The sequence below is a fragment of the Methylobacterium sp. J-088 genome (assembly GCF_022829295.1).
Classification (GTDB): Bacteria; Pseudomonadota; Alphaproteobacteria; order Rhizobiales; family Beijerinckiaceae; genus Methylobacterium.
In genome coordinates, this window is sequence record NZ_JAKSYH010000171.1 from 1 (window position 1) to 23,772 (window position 23,772).

The 23,772-nt window shown below is 69.9% G+C and carries 23 protein-coding genes; 17 read left to right on the plus strand and 6 right to left on the minus strand.

Annotated elements, in window-relative coordinates; translation table 11 throughout:
* Both MKK63_RS18850 and MKK63_RS18855 read left to right on the plus strand, forming a co-directional pair.
* Positions 1-671, plus strand: a 671-nt coding sequence (locus MKK63_RS18850) for a DNA translocase FtsK (protein ID WP_279574750.1), incomplete at its 5' end; no start/stop codon positions are given.
* Between the two features lie 134 nt (positions 672-805).
* The gene (locus MKK63_RS18855; RefSeq protein WP_244004467.1) at positions 806-1,693 is read left to right on the plus strand and encodes a LolA family protein; all 888 of its coding nucleotides are present in this window, start codon (positions 806-808) and stop codon (positions 1,691-1,693) included.
* Positions 1,694-1,702: 9 nt separating this feature from the next.
* Here MKK63_RS18855 and MKK63_RS18860 read toward each other — a convergent pair whose 3' ends face one another.
* The gene (locus tag MKK63_RS18860) at positions 1,703-2,434 is read right to left on the minus strand and encodes a lysophospholipid acyltransferase family protein (RefSeq protein ID WP_243921567.1); all 732 of its coding nucleotides are present in this window, start codon (positions 2,432-2,434) and stop codon (positions 1,703-1,705) included.
* Between the two features lie 154 nt (positions 2,435-2,588).
* On the opposite strand from MKK63_RS18860, the gene xth reads away from it, so the two are divergent.
* The 5 genes from xth to MKK63_RS18885 all read left to right on the plus strand — a co-directional run bounded on the left by xth (position 2,589) and on the right by MKK63_RS18885 (position 10,194).
* Positions 2,589-3,398 (plus strand): exodeoxyribonuclease III, encoded by an 810-nt coding sequence (gene xth, locus MKK63_RS18865; protein ID WP_244004469.1) that lies wholly within the window; start codon positions 2,589-2,591, stop codon positions 3,396-3,398.
* Positions 3,399-3,673: 275 nt separating this feature from the next.
* Positions 3,674-4,552 (plus strand): SDR family oxidoreductase, encoded by an 879-nt coding sequence (locus tag MKK63_RS18870; RefSeq protein ID WP_244004471.1) that lies wholly within the window; start codon positions 3,674-3,676, stop codon positions 4,550-4,552.
* Between the two features lie 340 nt (positions 4,553-4,892).
* The gene (locus MKK63_RS18875) at positions 4,893-7,061 is read left to right on the plus strand and encodes a hypothetical protein (RefSeq protein WP_244004473.1); all 2,169 of its coding nucleotides are present in this window, start codon (positions 4,893-4,895) and stop codon (positions 7,059-7,061) included.
* Positions 7,062-7,141: 80 nt separating this feature from the next.
* Entirely contained in the window at positions 7,142-8,869 is a 1,728-nt protein-coding gene (locus tag MKK63_RS18880) for a type I secretion system permease/ATPase (protein WP_244004475.1), read from the plus strand.
* Positions 8,866-10,194, plus strand: a complete 1,329-nt coding sequence (locus tag MKK63_RS18885; RefSeq protein WP_244004477.1) for an HlyD family type I secretion periplasmic adaptor subunit — start codon at positions 8,866-8,868, stop codon at positions 10,192-10,194. Before MKK63_RS18880 ends, MKK63_RS18885 begins: the two co-directional genes overlap by 4 nt.
* A 73-nt stretch (positions 10,195-10,267) precedes the next feature.
* Here the strand turns inward: MKK63_RS18885 and ssb are convergent, their stop codons facing one another.
* Together ssb and MKK63_RS18895 are read right to left on the minus strand one after the other, a co-directional pair.
* A complete protein-coding gene (ssb, locus tag MKK63_RS18890) occupies positions 10,268-10,840 on the minus strand; it encodes a single-stranded DNA-binding protein (RefSeq protein ID WP_244004479.1) in 573 nt (190 codons plus the stop codon).
* A gap of 168 nt (positions 10,841-11,008) precedes the next feature.
* The gene (locus MKK63_RS18895) at positions 11,009-12,025 is read right to left on the minus strand and encodes an NADP-dependent oxidoreductase (RefSeq protein ID WP_244004481.1); all 1,017 of its coding nucleotides are present in this window, start codon (positions 12,023-12,025) and stop codon (positions 11,009-11,011) included.
* A gap of 123 nt (positions 12,026-12,148) precedes the next feature.
* Between MKK63_RS18895 and MKK63_RS18900 the strand changes: the two genes are divergently transcribed.
* Positions 12,149-12,544 carry a DUF4174 domain-containing protein gene (locus MKK63_RS18900; protein WP_244004483.1) on the plus strand — a complete coding sequence of 132 codons (396 nt, stop codon included), beginning with the start codon at positions 12,149-12,151 and terminating at the stop codon, positions 12,542-12,544.
* A 146-nt stretch (positions 12,545-12,690) separates the two neighbouring features.
* Complete coding sequence (locus MKK63_RS18905; protein WP_243921585.1) at positions 12,691-12,867, plus strand: hypothetical protein; 177 nt, start codon at positions 12,691-12,693, stop codon at positions 12,865-12,867.
* Between the two features lie 15 nt (positions 12,868-12,882).
* Here MKK63_RS18905 and MKK63_RS18910 read toward each other — a convergent pair whose 3' ends face one another.
* From MKK63_RS18910 to MKK63_RS18920, 3 genes are all read right to left on the minus strand, one after another.
* Positions 12,883-13,293 carry a hypothetical protein gene (locus MKK63_RS18910; RefSeq protein WP_244004485.1) on the minus strand — a complete coding sequence of 137 codons (411 nt, stop codon included), beginning with the start codon at positions 13,291-13,293 and terminating at the stop codon, positions 12,883-12,885.
* Between the two features lie 108 nt (positions 13,294-13,401).
* The gene (locus MKK63_RS18915; protein WP_244004487.1) at positions 13,402-13,794 is read right to left on the minus strand and encodes a hypothetical protein; all 393 of its coding nucleotides are present in this window, start codon (positions 13,792-13,794) and stop codon (positions 13,402-13,404) included.
* A gap of 68 nt (positions 13,795-13,862) precedes the next feature.
* Entirely contained in the window at positions 13,863-14,804 is a 942-nt protein-coding gene (locus MKK63_RS18920; RefSeq protein WP_244004489.1) for a sulfite oxidase heme-binding subunit YedZ, read from the minus strand.
* A 192-nt stretch (positions 14,805-14,996) separates the two neighbouring features.
* Here MKK63_RS18920 and MKK63_RS18925 point away from each other — a divergent pair, with 192 nt between their 5' ends.
* The 8 genes from MKK63_RS18925 to rbfA all read left to right on the plus strand — a co-directional run bounded on the left by MKK63_RS18925 (position 14,997) and on the right by rbfA (position 23,767).
* Positions 14,997-16,007 carry an aldo/keto reductase gene (locus MKK63_RS18925; protein WP_244004491.1) on the plus strand — a complete coding sequence of 337 codons (1,011 nt, stop codon included), beginning with the start codon at positions 14,997-14,999 and terminating at the stop codon, positions 16,005-16,007.
* A gap of 81 nt (positions 16,008-16,088) precedes the next feature.
* The gene (locus MKK63_RS18930) at positions 16,089-16,385 is read left to right on the plus strand and encodes a type II toxin-antitoxin system RelB/DinJ family antitoxin (RefSeq protein ID WP_244004493.1); all 297 of its coding nucleotides are present in this window, start codon (positions 16,089-16,091) and stop codon (positions 16,383-16,385) included.
* The gene (locus tag MKK63_RS18935; RefSeq protein WP_276081858.1) at positions 16,372-16,725 is read left to right on the plus strand and encodes a type II toxin-antitoxin system YafQ family toxin; all 354 of its coding nucleotides are present in this window, start codon (positions 16,372-16,374) and stop codon (positions 16,723-16,725) included. The genes MKK63_RS18930 and MKK63_RS18935 overlap by 14 nt, the downstream gene beginning before the upstream one ends.
* A gap of 255 nt (positions 16,726-16,980) precedes the next feature.
* On the plus strand, positions 16,981-17,745 hold the full coding sequence (gene rimP / locus MKK63_RS18940; protein WP_244004495.1) for a ribosome maturation factor RimP: 765 nt from the start codon (positions 16,981-16,983) through the stop codon (positions 17,743-17,745).
* Positions 17,746-17,810: 65 nt separating this feature from the next.
* Positions 17,811-19,439, plus strand: a complete 1,629-nt coding sequence (gene nusA, locus MKK63_RS18945) for a transcription termination factor NusA (RefSeq protein ID WP_244004497.1) — start codon at positions 17,811-17,813, stop codon at positions 19,437-19,439.
* A 22-nt stretch (positions 19,440-19,461) separates the two neighbouring features.
* Positions 19,462-20,184, plus strand: coding sequence for an RNA-binding protein (locus MKK63_RS18950; protein ID WP_244004499.1), 723 nt, complete (start codon positions 19,462-19,464; stop codon positions 20,182-20,184).
* 76 nt (positions 20,185-20,260) lie between these two features.
* On the plus strand, positions 20,261-23,218 hold the full coding sequence (gene infB / locus MKK63_RS18955) for a translation initiation factor IF-2 (RefSeq protein ID WP_244004501.1): 2,958 nt from the start codon (positions 20,261-20,263) through the stop codon (positions 23,216-23,218).
* 105 nt (positions 23,219-23,323) lie between these two features.
* Positions 23,324-23,767 carry a 30S ribosome-binding factor RbfA gene (rbfA, locus tag MKK63_RS18960; RefSeq protein WP_244004504.1) on the plus strand — a complete coding sequence of 148 codons (444 nt, stop codon included), beginning with the start codon at positions 23,324-23,326 and terminating at the stop codon, positions 23,765-23,767.
* The last annotated feature ends 5 nt before the right edge of the window (positions 23,768-23,772 follow it).

Genomic DNA, 23,772 nt, shown 5'->3' on the forward strand with positions numbered 1-23,772 from the left:
TCCACCTGATCATGGCGACGCAGCGCCCGTCGGTGGACATGATCACCGCGACTATCAAAGCGGAATACCGGACCCTGACCAGCATCCAGGTGACCAGCAAGATCGACTCGCGCACGAGCCTGGGCGAGATGGGCGCCGAGCAGTTGCTAGGTCAGGGCGACATGCTGTTCAGGGCCGGCGGCGGGCGCACGACCCGGGTGCACGGGCCGTTCTGCTCGGGCAGCGGGGTCGCGACCGTCGTGGCGCATCTCAAGCGCCAGGGCCGCCCGAGCTATCTCGACGCCGTCACGGCGGACGATGGGCCCGAGGAGCCCGCCAAGGAGGGCGGCCGGTCCGGCCGGGGCTCTAAGAGCGCCGCCGCCGACCGGGCGGACCGCTCGGAGGAGCCGGCCGAGGAGGCCCCGGTGTTCGACATCGGCGCCTTCGCGGCAGCCACGGGCGGCGACTCGGACGACCTCTACAAGCAGGCCATCGAGGTGGTGCTGCGCGACGAGAAGGCCTCGACCAGCTACATCCAGCGCCGCCTGCAGATCGGCTACAACCGCGCCGCCTCGATTATGGAGCGGATGGAGATCGAGGGCATCGTCGGCCCGGCCAACCATGCCGGCAAGCGCGAGATCCTGGTCACGGGGGCGTCGCACAGCTCGGCCGGGATGTACGACGACGAGTGAGACCCTGTCCGGGCCGCCTGCTCGTGAGGCGGCCCGGACGTCGCATCTTCGCCACAGGGCAGGGCTCTAAGCCTCGGGTTCCGCCCTCGTTTGCCGCTGAGGCCCGCCCGCGGGCCCGCCAGGAGACTCTGCCGATGATCGGCCGCCGCATCCGCACAGCCGGCTCCGTGTTCGCCGCCGGGCTGTGGCTCGCGACCGCCAACCCGGCCGAGGCGCAGGTTGGCGCCTTCATCGACAGCCTGTTCGGCCACAAGGAGGAGCCGACCCAGCAGCCGGAGGCCGCCCCGGCTCCCGCGCCCGCCAAGAAGGCCGTGCCCAAGAAGGACGCCGCCAAGGACGCGAAGGCGGGCGCCAAATCCGCGAAGGCCGCCGAGAAGGCCGACCACAAGGCGCCCGAGTCCAAGGTCGCGGCGGTCGGCGCGCCTGCGGCGGTGGCCCCTGGCGAGCCGGCGGATGCCGCCACCCTGCTCGCCCAGGCCAACGCCTACTTCAACGGGATCAACACGCTGACGGGTAACTTCATGCAGATCGGCGCCGACGGGCGCCGGATCGGCGGCAAGCTGACCCTGGCCAAGCCCGGCCGCCTGCGCTTCGACTACGACCAGCCCTCGCCGCTGGAGGTGGTGGCCGACGGAACCTCGGTGGCGGTGCGCGACCGCAAGCTCAACACCCAGGATCTCTACTTCATCGCTCAGACGCCGCTGAAATTCCTGCTGCGCGAGAAGATCGACCTCGCCCGCGACCTCACGGTGACCGACGTGGCCAACGATCCCTCCGGCGTACGCATCAGCCTGGAGGACCGTGCGACGCTGGGCGGGACCTCGAAGATTCAGCTGTTCTTCGATGCCGATCTCAAGACGCTGAGCCAATGGCGGATCACCGATCCGCAGGGCTACATCACCACGGTGACGCTCTCGAACCTCCAGAGGGGTAAGAGCGTCGACGGCAGCCTGTTCTTCATCAATTACGGGCGCGCCGAGGACAAGGCGATGCAGCAGCAGATCCAGCAGTCGCAGCAGTAGGCGGCGCCCTCACGCCGCCGTCGCGTCGAGGCCGGCGCTGCGCCAGCGGTCGAGCTCCCGGTCGATCGCCGCCTCGGTACAGCGCAGGAACTCGGCGGCCGGCAGGCCCGGGGCGACGGCGGCGAGGTAGCTGACCACGACGGTCCCGGCCCGGGTGGCCATCCCCCCCGGCCAGAACAGCCCGGAATTCACCGCCACCGGCACCACCGGTAGGCCGAGCCGCCCGTAGAGCAGTTCGACCCCGCGCTTGAAGCGCAGTGGCGCGGCAATGCCGCCGCGGGTGCCCTCCGGGAAGATCAGAACCGACCGGCCGGCCGCCACGGCGGCACGCCCCTCGTCGATCATGGTGCGCAGGGCCTGGGTGCCATTGCCGCGGTCGATGATGATCATCGGCGAGCGCCGCAGGAACCAGCCGACCACCGGGATCGACAGCAGCTCCCGCTTGGCGACGATCGCCACATCCGGCACCAGAACCAGGAAGGCCAGCGTCTCCCAGGTCGATTGGTGGTTGGCTACGATCAGGCAGGGCTCGGCCGGCAGGTGCTGGCGGCCCTCCTCGACGTAGCGCAGGCCGACGATACCCCGCAGTCCAGCCAGGATCCCGCGCGCCCAAAGCCGCGTCGCCCGGCGGATCGGCCGCTGTGGCGAGCCGGACAGGAGGAAGATCACCAGGGGGACGAGGAACAGAGTCGTCCAGGCCGCCCAGTAGACGGCGAACAGGAACGAGCGGGCATGGGCCATGGCTGGGCTTCGACGCGGGGACAGGGCAGCGCCCGGGCATAGCGCGTGCCTGCCGGACACGCACGGCCTTTTGCCTCATCGACTGCGAGCGGACTGTCGCGGACCGCGAAATCCGCTATCGGAGCATAGCCCCGTCCGAACCCAGACCCTGCCCGTGCAACTCACCGTCACCACCTGGAACATCAATTCGGTGCGCTTGCGCATCGATCTCGTGCTGCGCTTCCTGGCCGAGCATAGGCCGGACGTGCTCTGCCTTCAGGAGACGAAGTGTCCGGACGATGCCTTCCCGCTGAAGGCCCTGCGCGGCTCCGGCTACGAGCACGTGATGTTCGCCGGCCAGAAGGGCTATAACGGCGTCGCGATCCTCTCGCGCTTTCCCCTGCACACCCGCGCCGTGATGGGCTTCTGCGAGCGTCAGGATGCCCGCCACATCTCGGCGGTGCTGGGACCGGAGGCAGGCGCCGCCGCGGGCATCGTGCTGCACGATTTCTACGTTCCAGCCGGCGGCGACACGCCGGACCGCGACCTCAATCCGAAATTCGCCCACAAGCTCGACTTCCTCGCCGAGTTGCGCGCCTGGGGCGGTAAGCGCGTCTCAGGGCCGGTGATCCTGATGGGCGACCTCAACGTCGCGCCGCTGGAGCACGATGTCTGGTCGCATAAGCAACTTCTCGACGTGGTGAGCCACACGCCCGTGGAGACCGAGGCGTTGGAGATCCTGCGTGGCGAGGCCGGCTGGATCGACACGGCGCGCCACCTCACTCCGGAGCCCGAGAAGATCTACACGTGGTGGAGCTACCGCTCCCCCGATTGGGCGGCCGCCAACAAGGGTCGGCGCCTTGATCACCTCTGGGTCTCCCCCGATCTCGCCGGTACGGTCCGCAAGGTCGAGGTGCTGCGCGACGCAAGGGGCTGGGAGCGACCCTCCGACCACGCGCCGGTCACATTGACGCTGGACCTCTGATCCCCGGCACCGGGCGGAACCGCGCTTCTTCCGGGGCATTGCCCGCTCACGAGCCCGTGACGTGAGGTGACCCGATGCGCAAGATCCTGATCGCCTTCCTCCTTCCCCGAGTCGTTTCGTTTCTCCGCAATCGCTACGGCAAGCCGCACGCGAACCGCAGCCGGGCGTTCTAAGCCGGCAAATGACCTGCGCGCGGCTGTGACGGCCGGGCGCAGGCGGTTCGATCGGCCGCGGCCCTAAATCCGGCGGGACCTATCCGCCCAGGAACCGTACCGATGACCCAAGATCCCCGCGAGGCTGGCCCACGTCCGCCCTATCCCGGCGACCAGCAACAGACCCGTCCGGGGCTGACCACGAAGATGACGCCGCGCCCCGACCATGGCGAGGAGAGCTACGTCGGCAAAGGCCTGCTCGTCGGTCAGGCCGCGCTGATCACCGGCGGCGATTCCGGCATCGGCCGGGCCGTCGCCATCGCGTATGCCCGCGAGGGCGCGGACGTCGCGATCTCCTATCTTGATGTCGAGCAGGACGACGCCGAGGACACGAAGGCCTGGGTCGAGAGGGCCGGCCGCCGCTGCCTGCTGCTACCCGGCGACATCCGTGACGAGGCTCATTGCCGAAGCCTCGTGGCGCGCACCGTGGAGGCGTTCGGCCGCCTCGACATCCTGGTGAACAATGCCGCCGCCCAGGTGGTGAATGCGGACCTCGACGATCTGAAAGCCCCCGACATCGAAGGCTCATTCCGGGCCAACGTGTTCGCGATGTACTACCTGACCCAGGCGGCGGTGCCCCACATGAAGCCCGGCGCCGCCATCGTGAACAGCACGAGCGTGCAGGCCAAGGTCGCCGATCCCAGCATGCTGATCTACGCGGCCACCAAGGGCGCGATCGCGAGCCTGACGATCGGCCTGTCGAACCTGCTCGCGCCGCAGGGCATTCGGGTCAACTGCGTCGCGCCCGGGCCGGTCTGGACGCCGATCCAGCCGATCGTGAAGGATCCCGAGCAGATCGCGCAGCTCGGCGCGCAGACGCCGCTCGGCCGCGCAGGCCAACCCGCCGAGCTGGCCCCGGCCTACGTGCTGCTTGCCTCCCGAGAGGGCAGCTACATGTCAGGCGCCTTGGTGCCGGTGACCGGCGGCATGCCGATGCTCTGAGCACTGGGTGGTGCGCAGGCCGGACAGCCCGGAGCCGCGCCGGACTCTCGGTGGGCTGAAGCCTGGCCGATGCGCCCGCGATCGGGCGGACTACGCCAGGCAAACCTGTGCTTGCGTGAAGTAAGATCCGAGCCGATGGCGCCAAGCGGCGTCATCCGCGCGGATCGCGCGCTGTCGACTGGGCGTATACCGGTTCGGTCATGTGCGCACGCGGCCAACCCAGCAAATCGGTATTCAATACAGCTATAAGTAATTTCCAATACACGAAATTAACCACTTTTGGAAGGTAAAAGCAACCGAAGATTGCATATCCGGTTATTGGCGAAAATCGGAGGTGCTCATGTCGTCATCCCCACTCGCAATCCTCAGCCCGACCACGCGCTCGCTCGAATGGCTCGTCGGCCCAGGCGCGTTGCTCTCGTCCACCGCGCTCTCGACCGGCCAGCTTGCGAGCCTCGGCCCGATCGCCTCGCAGATCGAGGGGGCGCTCAGCGCCGGCACGGGAAGCGAGGGCGGCTCGCTTCTTCCCGACACGCTGGCCGAGGCCGCCAATACCATCGTCCTCGATACGCATGCTCAGCTCGAGACGGTCGGCCACAACGTCGCGCCGCTGAACGGACCGCTGCACGGCCTCACCAATCTCGGCGAGACGATCGGCCTGGGTCATATCGGCGAGGCCGGCAACCTGATCACCGATCTGTCGGGCGCCGTTGCGAATCCGGCCGGTCTCGATACGGCCGCGCCGCTCCTGGCCGATGCCAGCCATGTCACCGATGCAGCCAATGCGCTGGTGGACTTGGTGGCGGCGGTGCCGAGCGCCGGCAACGGTCTCGTCGGCTCCGGCAGCGTCCTCACGCCGGCGACCGACATCCTCAACCAGACGGTGCTCGATCTCCACACGACGCTCGAAGATGTCGGCCACGCGATCCCACAGCTGAATGGGCCGATCCACGGAGTCACAGGCCTCGGTGAGACGGTCGGCCTCGGCCATCTTGGCGAGCCAGGCAATCTCCTGACCGACACCCTCCCGGTCGCCGGGTCGATCCTGAACGGCGGCGGCCTCGCCTCGGCGAGCCCTGTCCTGTCCGACCTCGGCCATGTGCTGGGCGCAACCGACACGGTGCTCGGCTCCGTCACCGGCGCCGTCAGTGGCGGCAATCTGCTGGCGTCGGATGGGCTCCTCGCCCCGGTCACGAACCTCGCGAACACGGGCGTCCTCGACCTTCACATGACCCTTGAGAATCTCGGCCATGAGATTCCCCTGCTCAACGATGCCATCCACGGCCTGACCAACCTCGGCGAGACGGTCGGCCTCGGCTATCTCGGCACGAGCGGAAACCTCGTCACCGACGTGGTTGGTCTGCCTGGCGACGTGCTGGGTGGCCACGGGCTCGGCGCGGTGTCCCCGATCCTCGGCGATCTCGGCGCGGTGACGCAGTCCGCGGGCGGCCTTCTCGACGGGGTGACCGGCATCGTCGGCGGCCTCGGCAGCGGTGGGACCGGCATCCCGGCCGTCGGCAGCCTCCTCACCCCGGTGACCGCCACGGTGGATGGCCTGTTCGCCGATCACGCCGCGGATCCGCTCGCCGGCCTCCTCGGCGGCGTGACCGGCGGGGCGCAGAACGGAACCGGTGCGCTGCTGGGAGTCGGCGCCCCCCTTCAGCCGGTGGGCGCTGTCACCAACACGCTGATCGATACGGTCCATGCCGGCTTGGAGCAGGTCGGCCACGACGTGCCGGTGCTGAACGACCCGCTCCATGCCGTCATCAACCTCGGCAACACGGCGGGCCTTGGCGAGCTCGGCGAGACGAGCAACCTCGTCACCGACGTGGTCAACCTGCCCGGGTCCGTGCTGGCCGGAAGCAGCGTGCCGGCAGCGGGGCAGATCGTGAGCGACGTCGGTCATATCGCGGATGCGGCCGGCGGGGTCCTGGGCTCGGTGACGGGTCTCATCCCCGCAGGCGGTGGCGCGGGATCGGGCGCGGTTCTCGACGGCGTCCTGACCCCGGTGACGACGGCTTTGGGCTCGGTCGGGTCCGGGACCACCGGAAATGCGGCCGGCACCCTGCTCGGCACCCTCACCGGCGGCACGATCGGCGACGGCGGCGCCGGGACGCACCCGCTGGTCGACGTGTCCGCAGGGCCGGCGACCACAGCACCGGTGGCGGACGCCGCGATCCTCACGCCCTCCGCCGATCCGGCTCACACCGTTCAGGTGAGCGCGGTCGCGGTGGGTGCCGATCAACCGAGCCTGGCGACGGCGAACCTGCTGAGCGGTGACAGCATCCAGCTGCCGCAGACCAGCGGCGGCGGCGCGGATGCCCTGGTCGGCCAGCTCGCCAGCGTTGTCTCGGCCACGCATGCGGGCTCGGCCGATGCCGGGGCGTCCCATGGCGCCAGCATCGATCTCGGGATCGTCACGCTCGATCTCGGCGGCCACGCCGATGTCCAGCACACCGACCCGACCCCGCACACCACCACCAGCGGTCTGCACCTGCTCGGCCTCTGAGGCCGAGAGCCCCCGCCGCAGTCGCGGCGGGGGCCGTTATCGCCGTCGCCGCGCCACACCGAGCAACCGGGGAAGTACCTGTGACCGACGAGCGCGTGTTGCGTGTTGCGAGGCGTCGCGAGTTCTGGGCCGCCCTCCAAGCCGGGCGCGCCTGCCTGATCACCGTGATGGTGGTCAGCGGCCTGATCAACCTGCTGATGCTGACCGCGCCGATCTTCATGCTGCAGGTCTACGACCGGGTGTTGCCGAGCCGGAGCATCGCCACGCTGGTCGGCCTCGCCGGCATCACGCTGATGCTGCTGGTGATCCAGAGCGTCTTCGAGATCTTCCGCGCGCGGATCCTGTCGCGGTTCGGACGCCTCATCGACGAGCGCCTCGGCCACCGGATCTTCCGCACGCTGCTGGCCCGCGGCTCCGAGATGCCGCGCAGCGACGAGGGACCCCAGGCCCTGCGCGACCTCGATACCGTGCGCGGCTTCGTGTCGAGCATGGCGGTGAGCGCCTTCTTCGACCTGCCCTGGGTGCCGCTCTACGTCGCGGTCTGCTTCCTGTTCCATCCCTGGCTCGGGGCGGCAATCGCCGGGGGCGCCCTGTTCCTCTGCGTCCTGACGGTCTTGACCGACTGGGCCTCGGCCGCCGTCACCCAGGAGGCCGTCCGCGTGGCGGGCGAGCGCCGGTCCTTCACCGACATGGCGCACCGGACCGCGCCGCTGCTCTCGGCCCTCGGGATGCGCTCCCGCATCGCGTCGATCTGGCAGGTCCGGACGCGCCGGAACCTCGACGTGGCGACCCGGGGGAACGACCTCGCCATCGGCTTCGGCACGACGGCACGCCTGCTGCGCACGCTGCTGCAATCCGGCATCCTCGGCCTCGGGGCGCTGCTGGTCGTGCGTGAGGAGGCGACCGCCGGGGTGATGCTCGCCGCCACGATCCTGTCGGCCCGGGCGCTGGCGCCGGTCGACCTCGCGATCGCCAACTGGAAATCGTTCACGGCCGCCCGGCAAGCGTGGGGCCGGCTCGTCGCCTTCCTGCCCCTGCGCGAGCCGACCGCCCCGACGCCCCTGCCGGCCCCGCGCGAGAGCCTGCGCGTGACCGCCCTGTCGATCGCCGTACCGGGCACCGACACGCTCGTTCTGCACGACGTGAACGTCGCCCTCGCGCCCGGCAGCGCGCTCGGCGTGATCGGCGCCAGCGGCTCCGGCAAATCGACCTTCGCCCGCGCCCTGGTCGGGCTGGCGCGGCCGAGCCGCGGCGTGATCCGCCTCGACGGGGCGGCCCTAGACCAGTGGGATCCCGACGATCTCGGCCGCGCGATAGGCTACCTGCCGCAGGATACCGAGATGTTCGACGGGACGATCGCCGAGAACATCACCCGGTTCGATCCGGCGCCCGATCCCGAGGCCCTGCTGGCCGCCGCCAAGGCTGCGGGCGTCCACGAGGTCGTGCTCCGGCTACCGGGCGGATACGACGCCCGGGTCGGCGGCGTGGGCGGGCTCGGACTCTCGGGTGGGCAGCGTCAGCGGATCGCCCTCGCGCGGGCTCTCTTCGGCGATCCTTTTTTGATCGTCCTCGACGAGCCGAACTCCAACCTCGACGTCGATGGCGACCGGGCCCTGTCGGCGGCCGTCCAGGGTGTGCGCGCCCGCGGCGGCATCGTGGTGGTGATCGCCCACCGGCCCAGCGCCCTGGCCGCGGTCGACCGGATCCTGGTGCTCGGCGATGGGCGCGTGCAGCTGCACGGGCCGCGCGACGAGGTCCTGGCGAAGCTCGGCGCCCTGACCCGGCAGACACCCACGAGGGTCGCATGACCAAGGACCACGATCCCCCCGCCCGGGATGCCGACCCGACCGACGGGACGCGCCGCTCCCTGCGCCGCCACATCGCCGGGGTGGCCGCCGTGATCGCCGTAGCCACCGGCGTGGGCGCCTGGACCGCGGCCACGGACCTGTCCGGCGCCATCATCGCCACCGGCTCGCTCGTGGTCGAGAGCAACATCAAGAAGGTTCAGCATCCCACCGGCGGCGTCGTGGCCGAATTGCCGGTTCAGGAGGGCGACCGCGTCCGGGCAGGCGACCTGCTGGTGCGCCTCGATGCGACGGCGACGCGCGCCACCTACGACAGCGTCACCAAGAGCCTGTGGGAGATCGCCGCGCGCAACGCCCGCCTGGAGGCCGAGCGCGACGGTCGACCGGATCTCGCGATCCCGGCCGAGCTCAACGCGGCGGGGCCCGAGGTCGGGCGGATCATCGACGGGGAGCGCAAGCTGTTCCGCTTCCGCCGCGAGGCGCTTCAGGGCCAGAAGGCGCAGCTGCGCGAGAGGATCGGGCAGCTCAACAAAGAAATTAAGGGCTTGGTCGAGCAGGCCGCCGCGAAGGAGCAGGAGACCGCGATTATCGGCCGGGAATACGCCGGGGTCGAGGAGCTCTGGAAGAAGAACCTGATCCAGCTGACGCGGCTCACCAGCCTCCAGCGCGACATGTCCCGGCTCAAGGGCGAGCGCGGCGTCCTCGTAGCCAGCATCGCCCAGACACGGGGCAAGGTCTCCGAGACCGAATTGCAGATCATCCAGCTCGAACAGAACTTGCGCAGCGAGGTCGGCAAGGAGCTGGCCGAGAACCGCGCCAAGACCGCGACCCTGATGGAGCAGAAGATCACCGCCTTCGATCAGCTCCAGCGCATCGAGATCCGCGCGCCGCAGACCGGCTACGTGCACGAACTCGCGGTCCACACCCGCGGCGGCGTGATCGCCCCGGGCGAGTCGATCCTGCTGATCGTGCCGAATGCGGATTCGCTCGTGGCCGAGGTTCGCGTCGCGCCCCAGGACATCGACCGGCTCCAGACGGGCCAAGGCGCGGGCCTGCGCTTCCCGAGCTTCGACCAGCGGACCACGCCGGAACTCAACGGCCGGGTCACCCGGATCGCCGCCGACGTCAGCGAGGACAAGCGGACCGGCAGCTTCTACTACCTCGTCCGGCTCGGCGTGACGAAGGACGAGCTTGCCAAGCTCGACGGGGCCAAGCTGATGCCCGGCATGCCCGTGGAGGCGTTCATCCGCACGGCCGACCGGACCGTCCTGTCCTACCTGACGAAGCCCCTGGTCGATCAGGCCCGTCGCGCCTTTCGCGAGAAGTAGCGCGCAGGGCCAGGATCGAGTCCTGGCCCTGTCGTAGGTCTCCGATGTCTGGGGTGCTGAGCCGCGACGAAGCCTAGAACGGGATGTCGTCGTCGAGGTCGTAGCCGCCGCGGCCGCCGCCGCCACCGCTGCCCGAAGAAGCGGGTGCCGGACGGCGCTCGCCGCCCTGAGCCCGGCCGCCACCGCCGCCGAAATCGCCGCCGCGGTCCCCACCCCGGTCGCCGCCGCGGTCGCCGCCACGACTGATCTGTCCGCCACCCTCGTCCTCGCCGGCGAATTCACCGCCGCCGCCGCCACGCCCATCGAGAATCGTCATCTCACCGCGGAAGCGCTGAAGCACCACCTCGGTCGTGTACTTCTCGACGCCGGAATTGTCGGTCCACTTCCGGGTCTGGAGCTGACCCTCGATGTAGACCTTCGAGCCCTTGCGCAGGTACTGCTCGGCGACCCGTGCGAGGTTGTCGTTGTAGATCACGACCGAGTGCCACTCGGTCTTCTCCTTGCGCTCGCCGCTCGCCTTGTCCTTCCAGGACTCCGAGGTGGCGATCCGCAGGTTGCACACCGGATCGCCCGAGCCGAGGCGGCGCATCTCGGGGTCGCGCCCCAGATTGCCCACCAGAATCACCTTGTTGACGCTGCCCGCCATGCTTCTCTCCTTACCGTACGGATCTCACAGGGCACCTGCCCGGCGGCGCGCGAACCATGCGCCCGGGCCTCCGGAGCGGCAACCAGCGGTTCGAGCTTGTGCCCGCTTTCCGCAGTGTCGTCGGATCTACATGTTCTATATCTGTTCTGAAATGGCGGCAAGCCGGCGTCAGGAGACGCGCACGACCAGCTTGCCGAAATTGCGGCCTTTCAACAGGCCGATGAAGGCCGCGGGCGCCTTCTCCAGACCCTCGACCACATCTTCGCGATAATGGACGCGGCCCTCCCGGATCCAGCCGCCGACCTCCTGGCGGAAGGTCTCGGCCTGATCGGCGAAGTCCCAGACGATGAAGCCCTGGATGTGGAGGCGGTTGGTCAGCACCGCGCGCATCAGGCCCGGCAGACGGTCGGGCCCGGGCGGGACCTCGGTGGCGTTGTAGGCCGAGACGAGGCCGCAGACCGGGATCCGCGCGAAGGGATTGAGCAGCGGCATCACGGCCGCGAAGACCGCGCCGCCGACATTCTCGAAATAGACGTCGATGCCCCTGGGGCAGGCAGCGGCCAGCGCCCCCGGCAGGTCGTCGCCGCGATGGTCCACGGCGGCGTCGAAGCCGAGTTCCTCGGTGAGATAGCGGCACTTGTCCGGCCCGCCCGCGATCCCGACGGCCCGGGCGCCCTTCAGCTTGGCGATCTGACCGACCAGCGAGCCCACCGGACCCGCGGCGGCGGCCACCACCACGGTCTCGCCGGCCTTGGGACGGCCGATATTGAGGAGGCCGGTATAGGCGGTCATGCCCGGCATCCCGAGCACGCCCAGAGCCGTCGAGGGCGGCGCCGCGGCGGGGTCGACCCTGCGCGAGCCCTTGCCGTCCGTGACGAAGTACTCCTGCCAGCCCGCGAAGGCGGTGAGCAGATCGCCCTCGGCGAAGTCCGGATGGTTCGAGACGACCACCTCGCCCACAGTCTCGGCGGTGATCGGCGCGCCGATCTCTACGGGCGCCGCGTAGGATTTCGCATCGCTCATCCGGCCGCGCATGTAGGGATCCAACGACAGCCAGCGCGTGCGCAGCAGGATCTGGCCGGGGCCGGGCTGCGGCACCGGCACCTCCTCCAGACGAAAATTCTCGGGGCGCGGCTCGCCGTGGGGGCGCGAGGCCAGGACGATGCGGCGGTTCATGGCGGTCATGAGAAGACTCCCGGAGACTGGCGGCCTGCCCCGATCTGGGGCGTCCGCCGTCATCCGCAAAGGCGTCGGGCGATCTCCGGGCCGGATCGCGCGTTGTACCGGCTCATGATTCGAAGGCACGATATGCGCAGGACGGCACTCGGCCTCGGACTCGCGGCTTTGACGATGGCGGCCTCCGCGGCGCCCCTCGACACCTATCGGGACCGTTACCGCGTGCTGGTCCTGTCGGCGCCCGATGCCGCCGACGCGCAACTCACGGCCCAGCGTGCCGCCCTAGGGCCGGTCCGCGAGGGCATCGCCGAGCGCGATCTCGTCGTGCTGGAGGCGGTGGGCTCCGGTGCCGAGGCGCGCACCCTGCGGGCCGCGCTCGGGCTGCCGGACGATAGCTTCCGGGCCGTCCTGGTTGGCAAGGACGGTGGCGCCAAGCTGACCGCGGCCGCGCCGATCCCGCCCAAGCGGCTGTTTTCAACCGTCGACGCGATGCCGATGCGGCGTGCCGAGATGCGCGGCCGCCCGTAGGTCCAAAGTCCTTGGATCGGGTGTGGATGGGCGCGGTTCGGACACCAACGGTTAAGCCTACCGACCTATCACCGAGCCGTGTCGACGGCCGTATCCCGGCCGTCCGTTGAGGCCCGTCAGGACGCTCGCACGAGACGCTCGAAACGATGAACCGCCACCATGTTGCCGACGCCATCCGCCGCCTCGTCGCCACGCAGGTCGAGGATATCGAGCGCGCGGTCCGCGACGGTCACAAGACCATCGCGCTGAACGAGCTGACGGACCTGAACCGCCAGCTCAAGGCCTTCGCGGCCGCCCTCAAGAAGGCGCCCGCCCGCATCTGAACGGGTCGGCGCGCTCTACCAGCGGCGCGGACCGTCCCATCCCGGCCCGCCCCAGTGCGGCCTGCCCCAGCGCCGGGGCGGGACGTCCTCCGGGAGCGGAGGCGGCGGGGGCGGGCCGCGCTCGAAGCTCGGCTCGTCACAGACCCGCACCCGGCGCACGACCGGCGCGCCGTCCGGATCGAACCGGCGCCGGACGAATTCCCGGCATGCCTCGGGGGGCGCCGCGGTGAAGCGCGACCCGCGGAACTCCGGCTCGGGACGCGGGGGCGGCGGCGGGGGCCGATGCTCGGGCCCGTCCTCCTGAACCGGGCCGCCCCAGCGGTGCTCCGGTGGATAGGGACCATCGAAATCGGCAGCCAACGCCGGGCCGGCGGCGAGGAGCAGGGCTAGAAAACCGGTACGGATGGGGAGACGACGGGCGGGCACGGGTGGCCTCGGCGTGATCGGGCGCGCGGGGATCGCGGCCATTCACAGGAGGTTGCGCCTAGCGGCCTGAACCGCCGCCAGAGCGCCTGTTGGCCGCCGTTCAGCCGGCTACTTCTGCATCGCGTTCACTTCGCACTGCGCGTACTCGCCGCTCGCCTTCACGTAGGCGTTGAGCTTCTGCAGGTAGGCGTCGGCGATGGGCCGGAAGGCCTGCGCCTGCAGATTATAGGCCTTGATCGCGTCGTTGTAGCTGTAGGCCTCCCAGCCCGGGCAGCCTTCCTTGGCGTCGAGGCAGGCCGGCTTATCCGGCAGCGCGGGTTTCGCTGGGCGCGCGGAGGCGGGCGGCGGCTCGGGCGGGGTGCAGGTTGCGACCGCCGGAGCCGCAGCCGGGGGTGCGGCCTTGGCGGGCTTCGCGGCGGGGGCCGGTGGCGCCGCATTCGGGGCCGCCTGAGCGGCACCGGGTACGAGCAGGCTCGCGATAAGGAGAAGAGTGCCGCGCATGGCGTCCTGACAAGCTCCGCTGCGGCCCGGACCGTCGATGGAGGGGGCCGGTCGCGGGTTCTGCGGCATCAGGCCTGCGGCGACAAGGGTTCCGGCACCGCTTCCTTGGGGGTGGGCCGCCGCGCCGGGGAGGCCGGCCGTCCGCCTGAAGACTGCCCCACCGTCCGTGCCGTCTTGCCGCGCACGAGGGCCGTCGCCGGCAGGACCAGGCCGACCGCCAGTACCCACCAGGCGGGTCGGATCGGGCCTGAAAAATCCAGATTGGCGGCGAGCACGAGGCTGGCCGGGACGCCGCTGGCAAGCCCATACCACGCCGCCTCCAGGGCCGCGGTGGCGAGCCCGGCAACGACCGCGAGCAGCAGAAGCGACCAGGGCCGCTCCGGCCATTTGAACCGCCGCATCACCCGCCAGCCCATCAGCAGCAGGAACAGCCCGGCCGAGAAGACCGGGTCGCTGACGTCGATCTTCGATTGCAGGAAGTAGTGGACGAGCGCCAGCACCGCGATCGTGTAGACGAGCCGGTGCAGCCGGTTCCAGTTCGAGCCGAGGTTGCGGATCGCCGCATCGGTCGAGGTCAGCCCCAGGGCGATCAGGCCGATCAGCGCCACGAAGCCGATGGTCAGATAGAGCCGGAGCGCGATCTCGGAGACGATCTTGGTGAGAATCAGGTTCTGATCGACGGCGTAGAGGGTGAGGTGGGCCACCGCGTAGGCCATCACGGTGATGCCGAGCATGCGCCGGACCACCAGCACCTTCGGCCATTCGGCGATGCGGCGCAGGGGCGAGATCGCCAGGGAAAACAGCAGGAAGCGCACCGCCCATTCGCCGGTGGCGTGGATCAGAGCGGTGATCGGCTTGGCGCCGAGCGCGTCAAGCCGGTAGGCGGCGGCGAGGTACAGGGCCGGCGCGATGCAGCCCGCGAACACCGCAAGCTTCAGCCATGAGAGGCGTCCGGCCCGGTCGAGCCAGGGGAGGGGGATGCCGAGGGAGCCGGCGAGGCGGTCGGTCATGGCTGGCGAACGGGGCTTTGATCGGTGGATGGAGCGCGAACAGGCCCCCGGGAACGGCTGCCTTGGGGCGTGGGTGCCGTCACGGGTCGGTTCGCCGCGGGGCCGCTACGGTTACAGGCCGGGTTGACCTGTGTGGTTGACCTCGGCCGCGCTGCGGCGAGATAGCGGGGCGACGGACACCGGATGGATCCCATGCAGTACCGCAATCTCGGCCGCTCCGGCCTCAAGGTCTCGCCGATCTGCCTCGGCACGATGATGTTCGGCGGCCCCACCGACGAGGCCACCGCCGGCCGCATCGTCGCCAGCGCCCGGGAGGCGGGGGTCAACTTTATCGATACGGCCAACGTCTACACGGAGGGCCGTTCGGAGGAGATCACCGGACGGGCCATCGGGCCTGAGCGCAACGCCTGGATCCTGGCCACCAAGGTCGCCAATCCGACCGGGCCGGGGGTCAACGATCGCGGCCTGTCGCGCGTCCACGTGATGAAGGCCGCCGAGGACAGCCTGCGCCGGCTCGGGACCGATGTCATCGACATCTACTACCTCCACAGGGAGGACCACGACACGCCGCTGGCCGAGACCGTGCGCGCGATGGCCGACTTGGTGCGGGCCGGCAAGATCCGGCATTTCGGCGTGTCGAATCACCGGTCCTGGCGGGTCGCCGAGATCTGCCGACTCTGCGACGAACTCGGCATCGACCGGCCGGTGGTGAGCCAGCCCTACTACAACGCCTTCAACCGCATGCCCGAGACAGAGCACCTGCCGGCCTGCGCGCATTTCGGGCTCGGCGTCGTGCCGTACTCGCCGCTCGCCCGCGGCGTGCTTACCGGCAAGTACGATCCCGACGCGCCGCCGCCGGCCGAATCCCGCGCCGGCCGGCAGGACACGCGGATGATGCAGACCGAGTGGCGGCCGGAATCCCTGCGCATCGCCCGGACGCTCAAGGAGCACGCCGAGGTCCGCGGCATCACGGCCGGCCAGTTCGCCACCGCGTGGGTGCTGAACAACTGCCTCATCACCGGCGTCATCGCGGGGCCGCGGACGGAGGCACAGTGGCAGGAGTACCTCGGCGCCCTCGACTACGCCTTCACCCCCGAGGACGAGGCGCTGGTGGACGGGTTCGTGGCGGCGGGGCACCCGACGACGCCGGGCTACAACGATCCGGCCTATCCGCTCGAGGGGCGGGTGCCGCGGAGCGGCTGATCGCAATCAGCCAAGATCCTTCCGGCGTCGTCATTGTCGGCTCGGTCTGCCGTGGTACAATTCGGGCGCAGGAGGAGGCCGATGGCGTCCGCTCAAACAAAGGCCAAGACGAAGCCGGCGCCACGGACCAGAGCCGTCCGGGTGCAGGTCGATGCGCAGGTGAAGCTGGAGGCCGAGGCCGTCCTCGGCGCGGTCGGTCTCTCCCTGTCCGAGGCCTTCCGCCTGATGCTCCATCGCGTGGTAGCCGACAGGCGCCTGCCCTTCGATCCGCTCGTCCCCAATGAGGAGACGAGCGCGGCCCTGCGGGCCGATCTCGCCGGCGACGTGATCCATGTCGGCAATCCGTCGAACCTCCTCGCGGCCCTTGACGCCGACTGACGACCCGGCCGCGCCGGACTCTGCCACGCGCAGCAAACGTGATGTCGTTATCACCGGGCAGTTCAAGAAGGACATGAAGCGCGAGCAGAAGGGGCGGCATCGTGCAACGGTGCGGGCCGACTTGCTCGCAGCGGTCAATCTGCTCGCCGATGATCACCCGCTTCCACCGCACATGGTCGATCACCCGCTCGGTGGCACATGGAAGTATCACCGCGACTGCCACATCAAGCCGGATCTGGTCCTGATCTATCGAAAATCTGGTGAGCCATCGGACCCGGCGGCTGAGCGACCCAAGCTGCATCTCGTCCGTATCGGGTCGCATAGCGAACTCGGACTCTGAGCGCCCTCGTCTGAGCGTAGGCATCAGACATCAGTCCCATCGCGCTGCGAGAAGAGGGCCGGCCGGCATTCCGGCACCCTTGCGCTCCTGTCGATCCGCGGCTATCTAGCCGTCAACAGTTCTGATGGCAGTCGAGAGGCTGCGGTTCGGGAGTGGGCCCCACCGGGTCCGCTCTTTTTTTTCGCCGCACGTCTTTTTCGCCGCACAGCGCGGGCGAGCCACGCAGAACGCCGCGAAGGGTGTTCACCACCACACATGTCGTCCGAGATCGAAGCGGATCTGTCCGAGAAGCGTCTCGTCCGAGAGACGGGGGTCGCCGCGCGCGTTGCGCAGGCGATCGAGGGGCCCCTCCAGGGCCTCGGCTTCCGGCTGGTCCGGGTGAAGGTCAACAACATCAACGGCTGTACCGTACAGATCATGGCGGAGCGGCCGGATGGCAGCTTCACCATCACCGACTGCGAGGCGGTGAGCCGCACGATCTCGCCGCTCCTCGATGTCGACGATCCGGTGGGCGGCGCCTACAATCTGGAAGTGTCCTCGCCGGGGATCGACCGACCGCTGGTGCGGGTCTCGGATTTCGCCCGCTGGGTGGGGTACGAGGCCAAGGTCGAGCTGAGCCCGCCGCTCGACGGCCGCAAACGCTTTCGCGGCATCCTTTGCGCGCCGGATCCGGTGGGGCTCACCGTCCCGATCGATCTGCCCGATGTGAAGGAAGGCCTGCCGAGCCGGATCGACCTGCCGCTGAAGGACCTCGCCGAAGCCCATCTCGTCCTGACCGACGAGCTCATCCGCGAATCGCTCCGCCGCGGTGGTCCGCCCGCCGACGACGAGGCCGACGAGGCCGAGGACGGCGAGCCCGCCGAGGAAGATGCGACGCCGCCCGCGCGCGGCCCGTTCCGCCCGCAGGGGCCGAAGAAAGCCAGCCCGGCAGCCAAGCCCAAGCATCCGGTCCGGACCGGTCCGAAGAAGGCGGTCGTGACCAAGGCGTCTCGGATCAAGGATCGCGACTCGCTGCACTGAGACCTCAAGCGTCGACCGCCCCGCGGCCGGCCCGAAGATTTGACGGAAGAGAAGGACCGACACCGATGGCCGTCGTCAGCGCCAACAGGCTCGAACTCCTCCAGATCGCCGACGCGGTCGCCCGCGAGAAGGTGATCGACCGCTCCATCGTGATCGACGCGATGGAGGAAGCGATCGCCAAGGCCGCGCGCTCCCGCTACGGCGCCGAGACCGACGTTCACGCCGAGATCGACAACAAGACCGGGGCGTTGCGCCTGTCGCGCCACCTCCTGGTCGTCGACGAGGTCGAGAACGACGCCCGCGAAATCACCCTGGATCAGGCCCGCCGCTACAATCCGGGCGCGCTGGTCGGCGACGTGATCTCCGACACCCTGCCGCCCTTCGATTTCGGGCGCGTGGCCGCGCAATCGGCCAAGCAGGTCATCGTCCAAAAGGTGCGCGACGCCGAGCGCGCGCGCCAGTTCGACGAGTACAAGGACCGGATCGGCGAGATCCTGAACGGCATCGTCAAGCGCGTGGAGTACGGCAACGTGATCGTCGATCTCGGCCGCGGCGAGGGCATCGTGCGGCGGGACGAGATGATCCCGCGCGAGACCTTCCGGCCGGGCGACCGCATCCGCTCCTACCTGTTCGACGTGCGTTCGGAAGTCCGCGGCCCGCAGATCTTCCTGTCGCGCTCGCATCCTCAGTTCATGGCCAAGCTGTTCGGCCAGGAAGTGCCCGAGATCTACGACGGCATCGTGGAGGTGAAGGCGGTGGCTCGCGATCCGGGCTCCCGCGCGAAGATCGCGGTGATCTCCCGCGACGGCAGCATCGACCCGGTCGGCGCGTGCGTGGGCATGCGCGGATCGCGCGTGCAGGCGGTGGTCGGCGAGCTTCAGGGCGAGAAGATCGACATCATCCCGTGGTCGGAGGACGAGGCAACCTTCATCGTCAACGCTCTCCAGCCCGCCGAGGTGGTGAAGGTGGTGCTCGACGAGGAGGCCGACCGCATTGAGGTGGTGGTGCCGGACGACCAGCTGTCGCTGGCGATCGGCCGCCGCGGCCAGAACGTGCGTCTGGCCTCGCAGCTCACCGGCTGGGACATCGACATCCTGACCGAGGCCGAAGAATCGGAGCGCCGCCAGAAGGAGTTCGCCGAGCGGACCCAGGTGTTCATGGAGGCGCTCGACGTCGACGAGACCGTCGGCCAGCTCCTTGCCGCGGAAGGCTTCCGGAACGTCGAGGAGATCGCCTACGTCGACACCCAGGAGCTATCCGGGATCCAGGGTCTCGACGAGGAGACCGGCGCCGAGATCCAGGCCCGCGCGCAGGACCACCTCGCACGGATCGAGCAGGAGCACGATGCCCGCCGCACCGAGCTGGGCGTCGCCGACGAGTTGCGCGAGATCGAGGGCGTCACCACGCCCATGATGGTGGCGCTCGGCGAGAACGACGTGAAGTCGATCGAGGATCTGGCGGGCTGCGCCACCGACGACCTCGTCGGCTACACCGAGGGTCGCGGCCCCGAGGCCGTGCGCCACGCGGGCTATCTCGACGGATTCGACCTGTCCCGCGCCGAGGCCGAGGCCCTGATCATGGCCGCCCGCCTCAAGGCCGGCTGGATCGAGGCCCTGCCGGAGCCGGAGGCCGAGGAGGGTGCTGAAGACGGAACCGAGGGCGAGCAGACCGCCCCCGCCCAGGCCGAGGCCTGAGAGTCCCGGCGGCGGAGGCGCGGTGAGCGAGGTCGAGGCCAACCCGCCCGAGGGCGGACCGGAAGGCGAAGGGCTGGATGCCGGCCCCGGCCGCCGCGCGCCCGAGCGGACCTGCATCGTCACGCGTGCCGCTCAGGCGCCGGACGCGATGATCCGGTTCGTGCGTGGGCCGGATGGGCGGGTCGTGCCCGATCTGCGCGCCCGGCTGCCAGGCCGCGGCGCCTGGGTCAGCGCCCAGCGGGACACGGTCGCTACGGCCGTGCGGAAAAACCTGTTCGCCCGGGCCTTCAAGGGGCCGGCCCCGGCCGATCCCGATCTGCCAGACCGAATCGCAGTCGGGCTGCGCGCGGATCTGCGGCAGGCCATCGCACTCGCCAACAAGGCAGGCTGCATCGTGGCAGGCTTCTCGAAGGTCGAGGCGGCGATCGGCGGCGATCCCCGCGCAGTTGCGGTGATCCACGCCGCGGAAGCCAGTGCGGACGGTCGGCGCAAGATCGCGGCGGCCTTGTACCGGCGCCACGGTGAAGCCATCTCAAGGATACCGATCATCGATGACCTGTCCGAAGATGAATTGGACATGGCCTTAGGTCGGGATCATGTGATACACGCTGCGCTCGTCGCAGGAGCCGGAGCCGCCGGCTGCCTGTCGCGTTGGCGTCGGCTACGCTCCTTCGAGGGCGCCGCCGCGGCGACCGGGGAGCCCGATCCAGCCCGAATCGGCGGGATCGACGAAGCCTCACGTTGACGACGCAGGAATGATCTGACTGGCGCCACCGGGCGTCGGTTCACGGGACGATGGAAACCCTCAGGGTTCAGGCTGAATGAGCGATACGAATAACCCGGGCGACAAGACTCTGAATCGGACTTCCCCGAAGCCGCTGTCCCTCAAGCGGCCGATCGAGGCGGGAACCGTACGTCAGAGCTTCTCCCATGGCCGCTCCAAGCAGGTCGTGGTCGAGACGGTGAAGCGCCGCGTCATCGGCGCAGCGCCGGCCGCCCCGGCGCGTGAACCTGCACCGGCGCCGCGTCCGGCCGCCCCCGCGCCGACGACGCCACCGCCGCGTCCGGCCCAGCGGGCAGCCTCGGGCGTCGTGCTTCGGACTTTAAGCGAGCAGGAGAGCGCTGCCCGCGCAGCCGCGCTGGCCGATGCGCAGCGCCGCGAGGCCGAGGCACGCCGCAAGGCGGAAGCCGAGGTCGAGGCGCGCCGCAAGGAGGCCGAAGAGCAGGCCCGTCGCGAGCGGGAGGCCGCCGAGGCCCGCCGCCGCGAGGAGGAAGAGCGCAAGGCCGCCGCCGCGGAAGCCGCGCGGGCCGCCGAGGAGGCAGCCAAGCAGGCCGCCGCCGAGGCTTCGAAAGCGGCAGCCGCCGCGCCCGTTTCGGAGGCACCTGCTCCTGCGGCCCCTGCTGCTGCAGCACCTGCCCCGGCCGCTGCGGCCAGTCCGGCGCCTGCGCCCGCGCAACCGGTGGCGACATCGGCACCCGCTCGCCCGGCTGCCGCCGCTACGCCGGCCCGCCCTGCGCCTCCGCGCCAGCCGGCTGGTGCCCGTCCGGCGGCGCCGGCCGCCACAGCCGCGCCCGCCCCGCGTCCGCCGCTGACACCGCGGCCGTCGACGGGTGAGCCGCGTAAGACCATCACGGCTGATTCGCGCAAGCCCCGCGACCTCAACTTCATGGCCCGCCCGGCCCCGGCGCCCGAGCCCGAGAAGAGCGCGACGCCGACCACGGCGGCGCGTCCCGCTGGTGCCGGCGCGGCGGCGCGCCCCGCCGGCCGCGCGACCCAGACCAACGAGGACGAGTCCGAGACCAAGCGGGTGATCCGCCGTCCCGGCATGCCGCTCAAGATCATCGCACCGCCCAAGACCCCGAAGTCGCCGGGCGGCGACCGCAACCGCGGCCGCCTGACCATCGCGACGGCCACGTCGGGTGAGGACGAGCGCACGCGCTCGGTGGCGTCGTTCCGCCGCCGCCAGCAGCGCATGAGCGGTCGCGGCCATGTCGAGCAGAAAGAGAAGCTGTCCCGCGAGGTGACGATCCCCGAGTCGATCACCATCCAGGAACTCGCCAACCGCATGTCGGAGCGGGCCGTGGACGTGATCCGGATGCTGATGAAGCAGGGCGAGATCCACAAGATCACCGACGTGATCGACTCGGACAGCGCGCAGCTCATCGCCGAGGAACTCGGCCACACGGTCCGCCGCGTCGCCGAGTCCGACGTGGAAGAGGGTCTGTCGTCCGACGAGCCGGATCTGGAGGAGGATCTCGATCCCCGTCCGCCGGTGGTCACGATCATGGGTCACGTCGATCACGGCAAGACCTCGCTGCTCGATGCGATCCGCAAGGCGAACGTGGTCGATGGCGAGGCCGGCGGCATCACCCAGCACATCGGCGCCTATCAGGTCGCGTCGCCGTCCGGCGACATGATCACCTTCATCGACACCCCGGGCCACGCGGCGTTCACGTCGATGCGCGCCCGCGGCGCCAAGGTCACCGACATCGTGGTGATCGTGGTGGCGGCCGATGACGGCGTCATGCCCCAGACGATCGAGGCCATTCAGCACGCCAAGGCGGCCGGCGTCCCGATGATCATCGCGGTCAACAAGATCGACAAGCCGGATGCCAAGCCGGAGCGGGTCCGCACCGAGCTGCTCCAGCACGACATCCAGGTCGAGTCGATGGGCGGTGAGACCCTCGAATTCGAGGTCTCGGCCAAGACCGGCGACGGTCTGCCGGAGCTTCTGGAGGGTATCCAGATCCAGGCCGAGATCATGAACCTGCGCGCCAACGAGAAGCGCGACGGTGAGGGTACGGTCATCGAGGCACAGCTCGATCGCGGGCGTGGTCCCGTGGCGACGGTCCTGGTCCAGCGCGGAACCCTGTTCACCGGCGACATCGTCGTGGCAGGCGCCGAGTGGGGCCGCGTCCGCGCCCTGATCGACGACCTCGGCGACAACGTGCAGTACGCCGGGCCTTCGGTTCCGGTGGAGGTGCTGGGCTTCAACGGCACGCCCGATGCCGGCGACCGCGTGACCGTGGTCCCGAGCGAGGCGCGTGCCCGTGAGGTCACCGAGTACCGCGCCCGTCAGAAGCGCGAGCGCCAGAATGCGCGTACCGGCGGTGCCAATCGCTCGCTGGTCGACATGATGCGCGACCTCAAGGAAGGCGCCGGCCGCAAGGAACTCCCGGTCGTCATCAAGGGCGACATGCAGGGCTCCGTGGAGGCGATCTCGGGTGCCCTGGAGAAGCTCGGCAACGACGAGGTCGCGGCCCGAATCCTTCTGGCGGGCGTCGGCGGCATCACCGAGTCGGACATCACCCTGGCGCAGGCCTCCAAGGCGGTGATCATCGGCTTCAACGTGCGTGCCCTCAAGGAGGCCCGCGAGGCCGCCGAGCGCGCCGGCATCGAGATCCGCTACTACAACATCATCTACGACCTCGTGGACGACATCAAAGCCACGCTGTCGGGCATGCTGCCGCCGACCCTGCGGGAGGAGCGCCTCGGCGAGGCGACCATCCAGGAGGTGTTCGAGGTCTCGAAGGTGGGCAAGGTCGCGGGCTGCCGCGTTCAGGACGGCATCGTGGAGCGCGGCGCTTATGTCCGCCTGATCCGCGACAGCGTGGTGATCCACGAGGGCAAGCTGAAGACGCTCAAGCGCTTCAAGGACGACGCGAAGGAAGTCACCTCCGGCCAGGATTGCGGCATGGCCTTCGAGAACTTCGAGAACATGCGCGCGGGTGACACGATCGAGTGCTACCGGGTCGAGGAGATCCGCCGCACCCTCTAAGGCTCCGGACCCGTCCGGACAGGGCGGTCGCGGCACCTGCCGCGGCCGTCTTTTCTTTTTTCAGGACGTGAGCCGGCCACCTGCGGGGCGCCGGCCCGAGACAGAATGGCCCAGAAACCGACCACCACCGGCCCCTCGCAGCGCCAGCAGCGCGTGGCCGAACTCATCCGCCATGCGCTCGCAGAGGTGCTCCAACGCGGCGACATCCAGGACCCTGTGCTCGGTACGCATGTCGTGACCGTGCCGGAGGTGCGGATGTCACCCGACCTGAAGCTCGCGACCGCCTACGTGATGCCGCTCGGCGGCCTCGACGAGGCGCCGGTGATCGCTGCCCTGGAACGGCACCGGAAGGTGCTGCGCCAGGAGGTGGCACGGCGGGTGAACCTGAAATTCGCGCCGGAGCTGCGTTTCCGTCGCGACGAGACCTTCGACGAGGCGGCGCGGATCGACCGGTTGCTGCGGGACGAGCGCGTGCAGCGCGACCTCGATCACGGCCAGGACGGCGACGAGCAGGACGGCGGCGAACCGGAGACCGGGCCGGGGCATTGACCCCG

Excerpts from the sequence above, each read along its gene's own strand:
- MKK63_RS18855 (WP_244004467.1), top strand. The coding sequence starts at position 806 with ATGATCGGCCGCCGCATCCGCACAGCCGGCTCCGTGTTCGCCGCCGGG.
- MKK63_RS18860 (WP_243921567.1), bottom strand. The coding sequence starts at position 2,434 with ATGGCCCATGCCCGCTCGTTCCTGTTCGCCGTCTACTGGGCGGCCTGG.
- MKK63_RS18870 (WP_244004471.1), top strand. The coding sequence starts at position 3,674 with ATGACCCAAGATCCCCGCGAGGCTGGCCCACGTCCGCCCTATCCCGGC.
- MKK63_RS18875 (WP_244004473.1), top strand. The coding sequence starts at position 4,893 with ATGTCGTCATCCCCACTCGCAATCCTCAGCCCGACCACGCGCTCGCTC.
- MKK63_RS18885 (WP_244004477.1), top strand. The coding sequence starts at position 8,866 with ATGACCAAGGACCACGATCCCCCCGCCCGGGATGCCGACCCGACCGAC.
- ssb (WP_244004479.1), bottom strand. The coding sequence starts at position 10,840 with ATGGCGGGCAGCGTCAACAAGGTGATTCTGGTGGGCAATCTGGGGCGC.
- MKK63_RS18895 (WP_244004481.1), bottom strand. The coding sequence starts at position 12,025 with ATGACCGCCATGAACCGCCGCATCGTCCTGGCCTCGCGCCCCCACGGC.
- MKK63_RS18900 (WP_244004483.1), top strand. The coding sequence starts at position 12,149 with ATGCGCAGGACGGCACTCGGCCTCGGACTCGCGGCTTTGACGATGGCG.
- MKK63_RS18905 (WP_243921585.1), top strand. The coding sequence starts at position 12,691 with ATGAACCGCCACCATGTTGCCGACGCCATCCGCCGCCTCGTCGCCACG.
- MKK63_RS18915 (WP_244004487.1), bottom strand. The coding sequence starts at position 13,794 with ATGCGCGGCACTCTTCTCCTTATCGCGAGCCTGCTCGTACCCGGTGCC.
- MKK63_RS18920 (WP_244004489.1), bottom strand. The coding sequence starts at position 14,804 with ATGACCGACCGCCTCGCCGGCTCCCTCGGCATCCCCCTCCCCTGGCTC.
- MKK63_RS18925 (WP_244004491.1), top strand. The coding sequence starts at position 14,997 with ATGCAGTACCGCAATCTCGGCCGCTCCGGCCTCAAGGTCTCGCCGATC.
- MKK63_RS18930 (WP_244004493.1), top strand. The coding sequence starts at position 16,089 with ATGGCGTCCGCTCAAACAAAGGCCAAGACGAAGCCGGCGCCACGGACC.
- rimP (WP_244004495.1), top strand. The coding sequence starts at position 16,981 with ATGTCGTCCGAGATCGAAGCGGATCTGTCCGAGAAGCGTCTCGTCCGA.
- nusA (WP_244004497.1), top strand. The coding sequence starts at position 17,811 with ATGGCCGTCGTCAGCGCCAACAGGCTCGAACTCCTCCAGATCGCCGAC.
- infB (WP_244004501.1), top strand. The coding sequence starts at position 20,261 with ATGAGCGATACGAATAACCCGGGCGACAAGACTCTGAATCGGACTTCC.
- rbfA (WP_244004504.1), top strand. The coding sequence starts at position 23,324 with ATGGCCCAGAAACCGACCACCACCGGCCCCTCGCAGCGCCAGCAGCGC.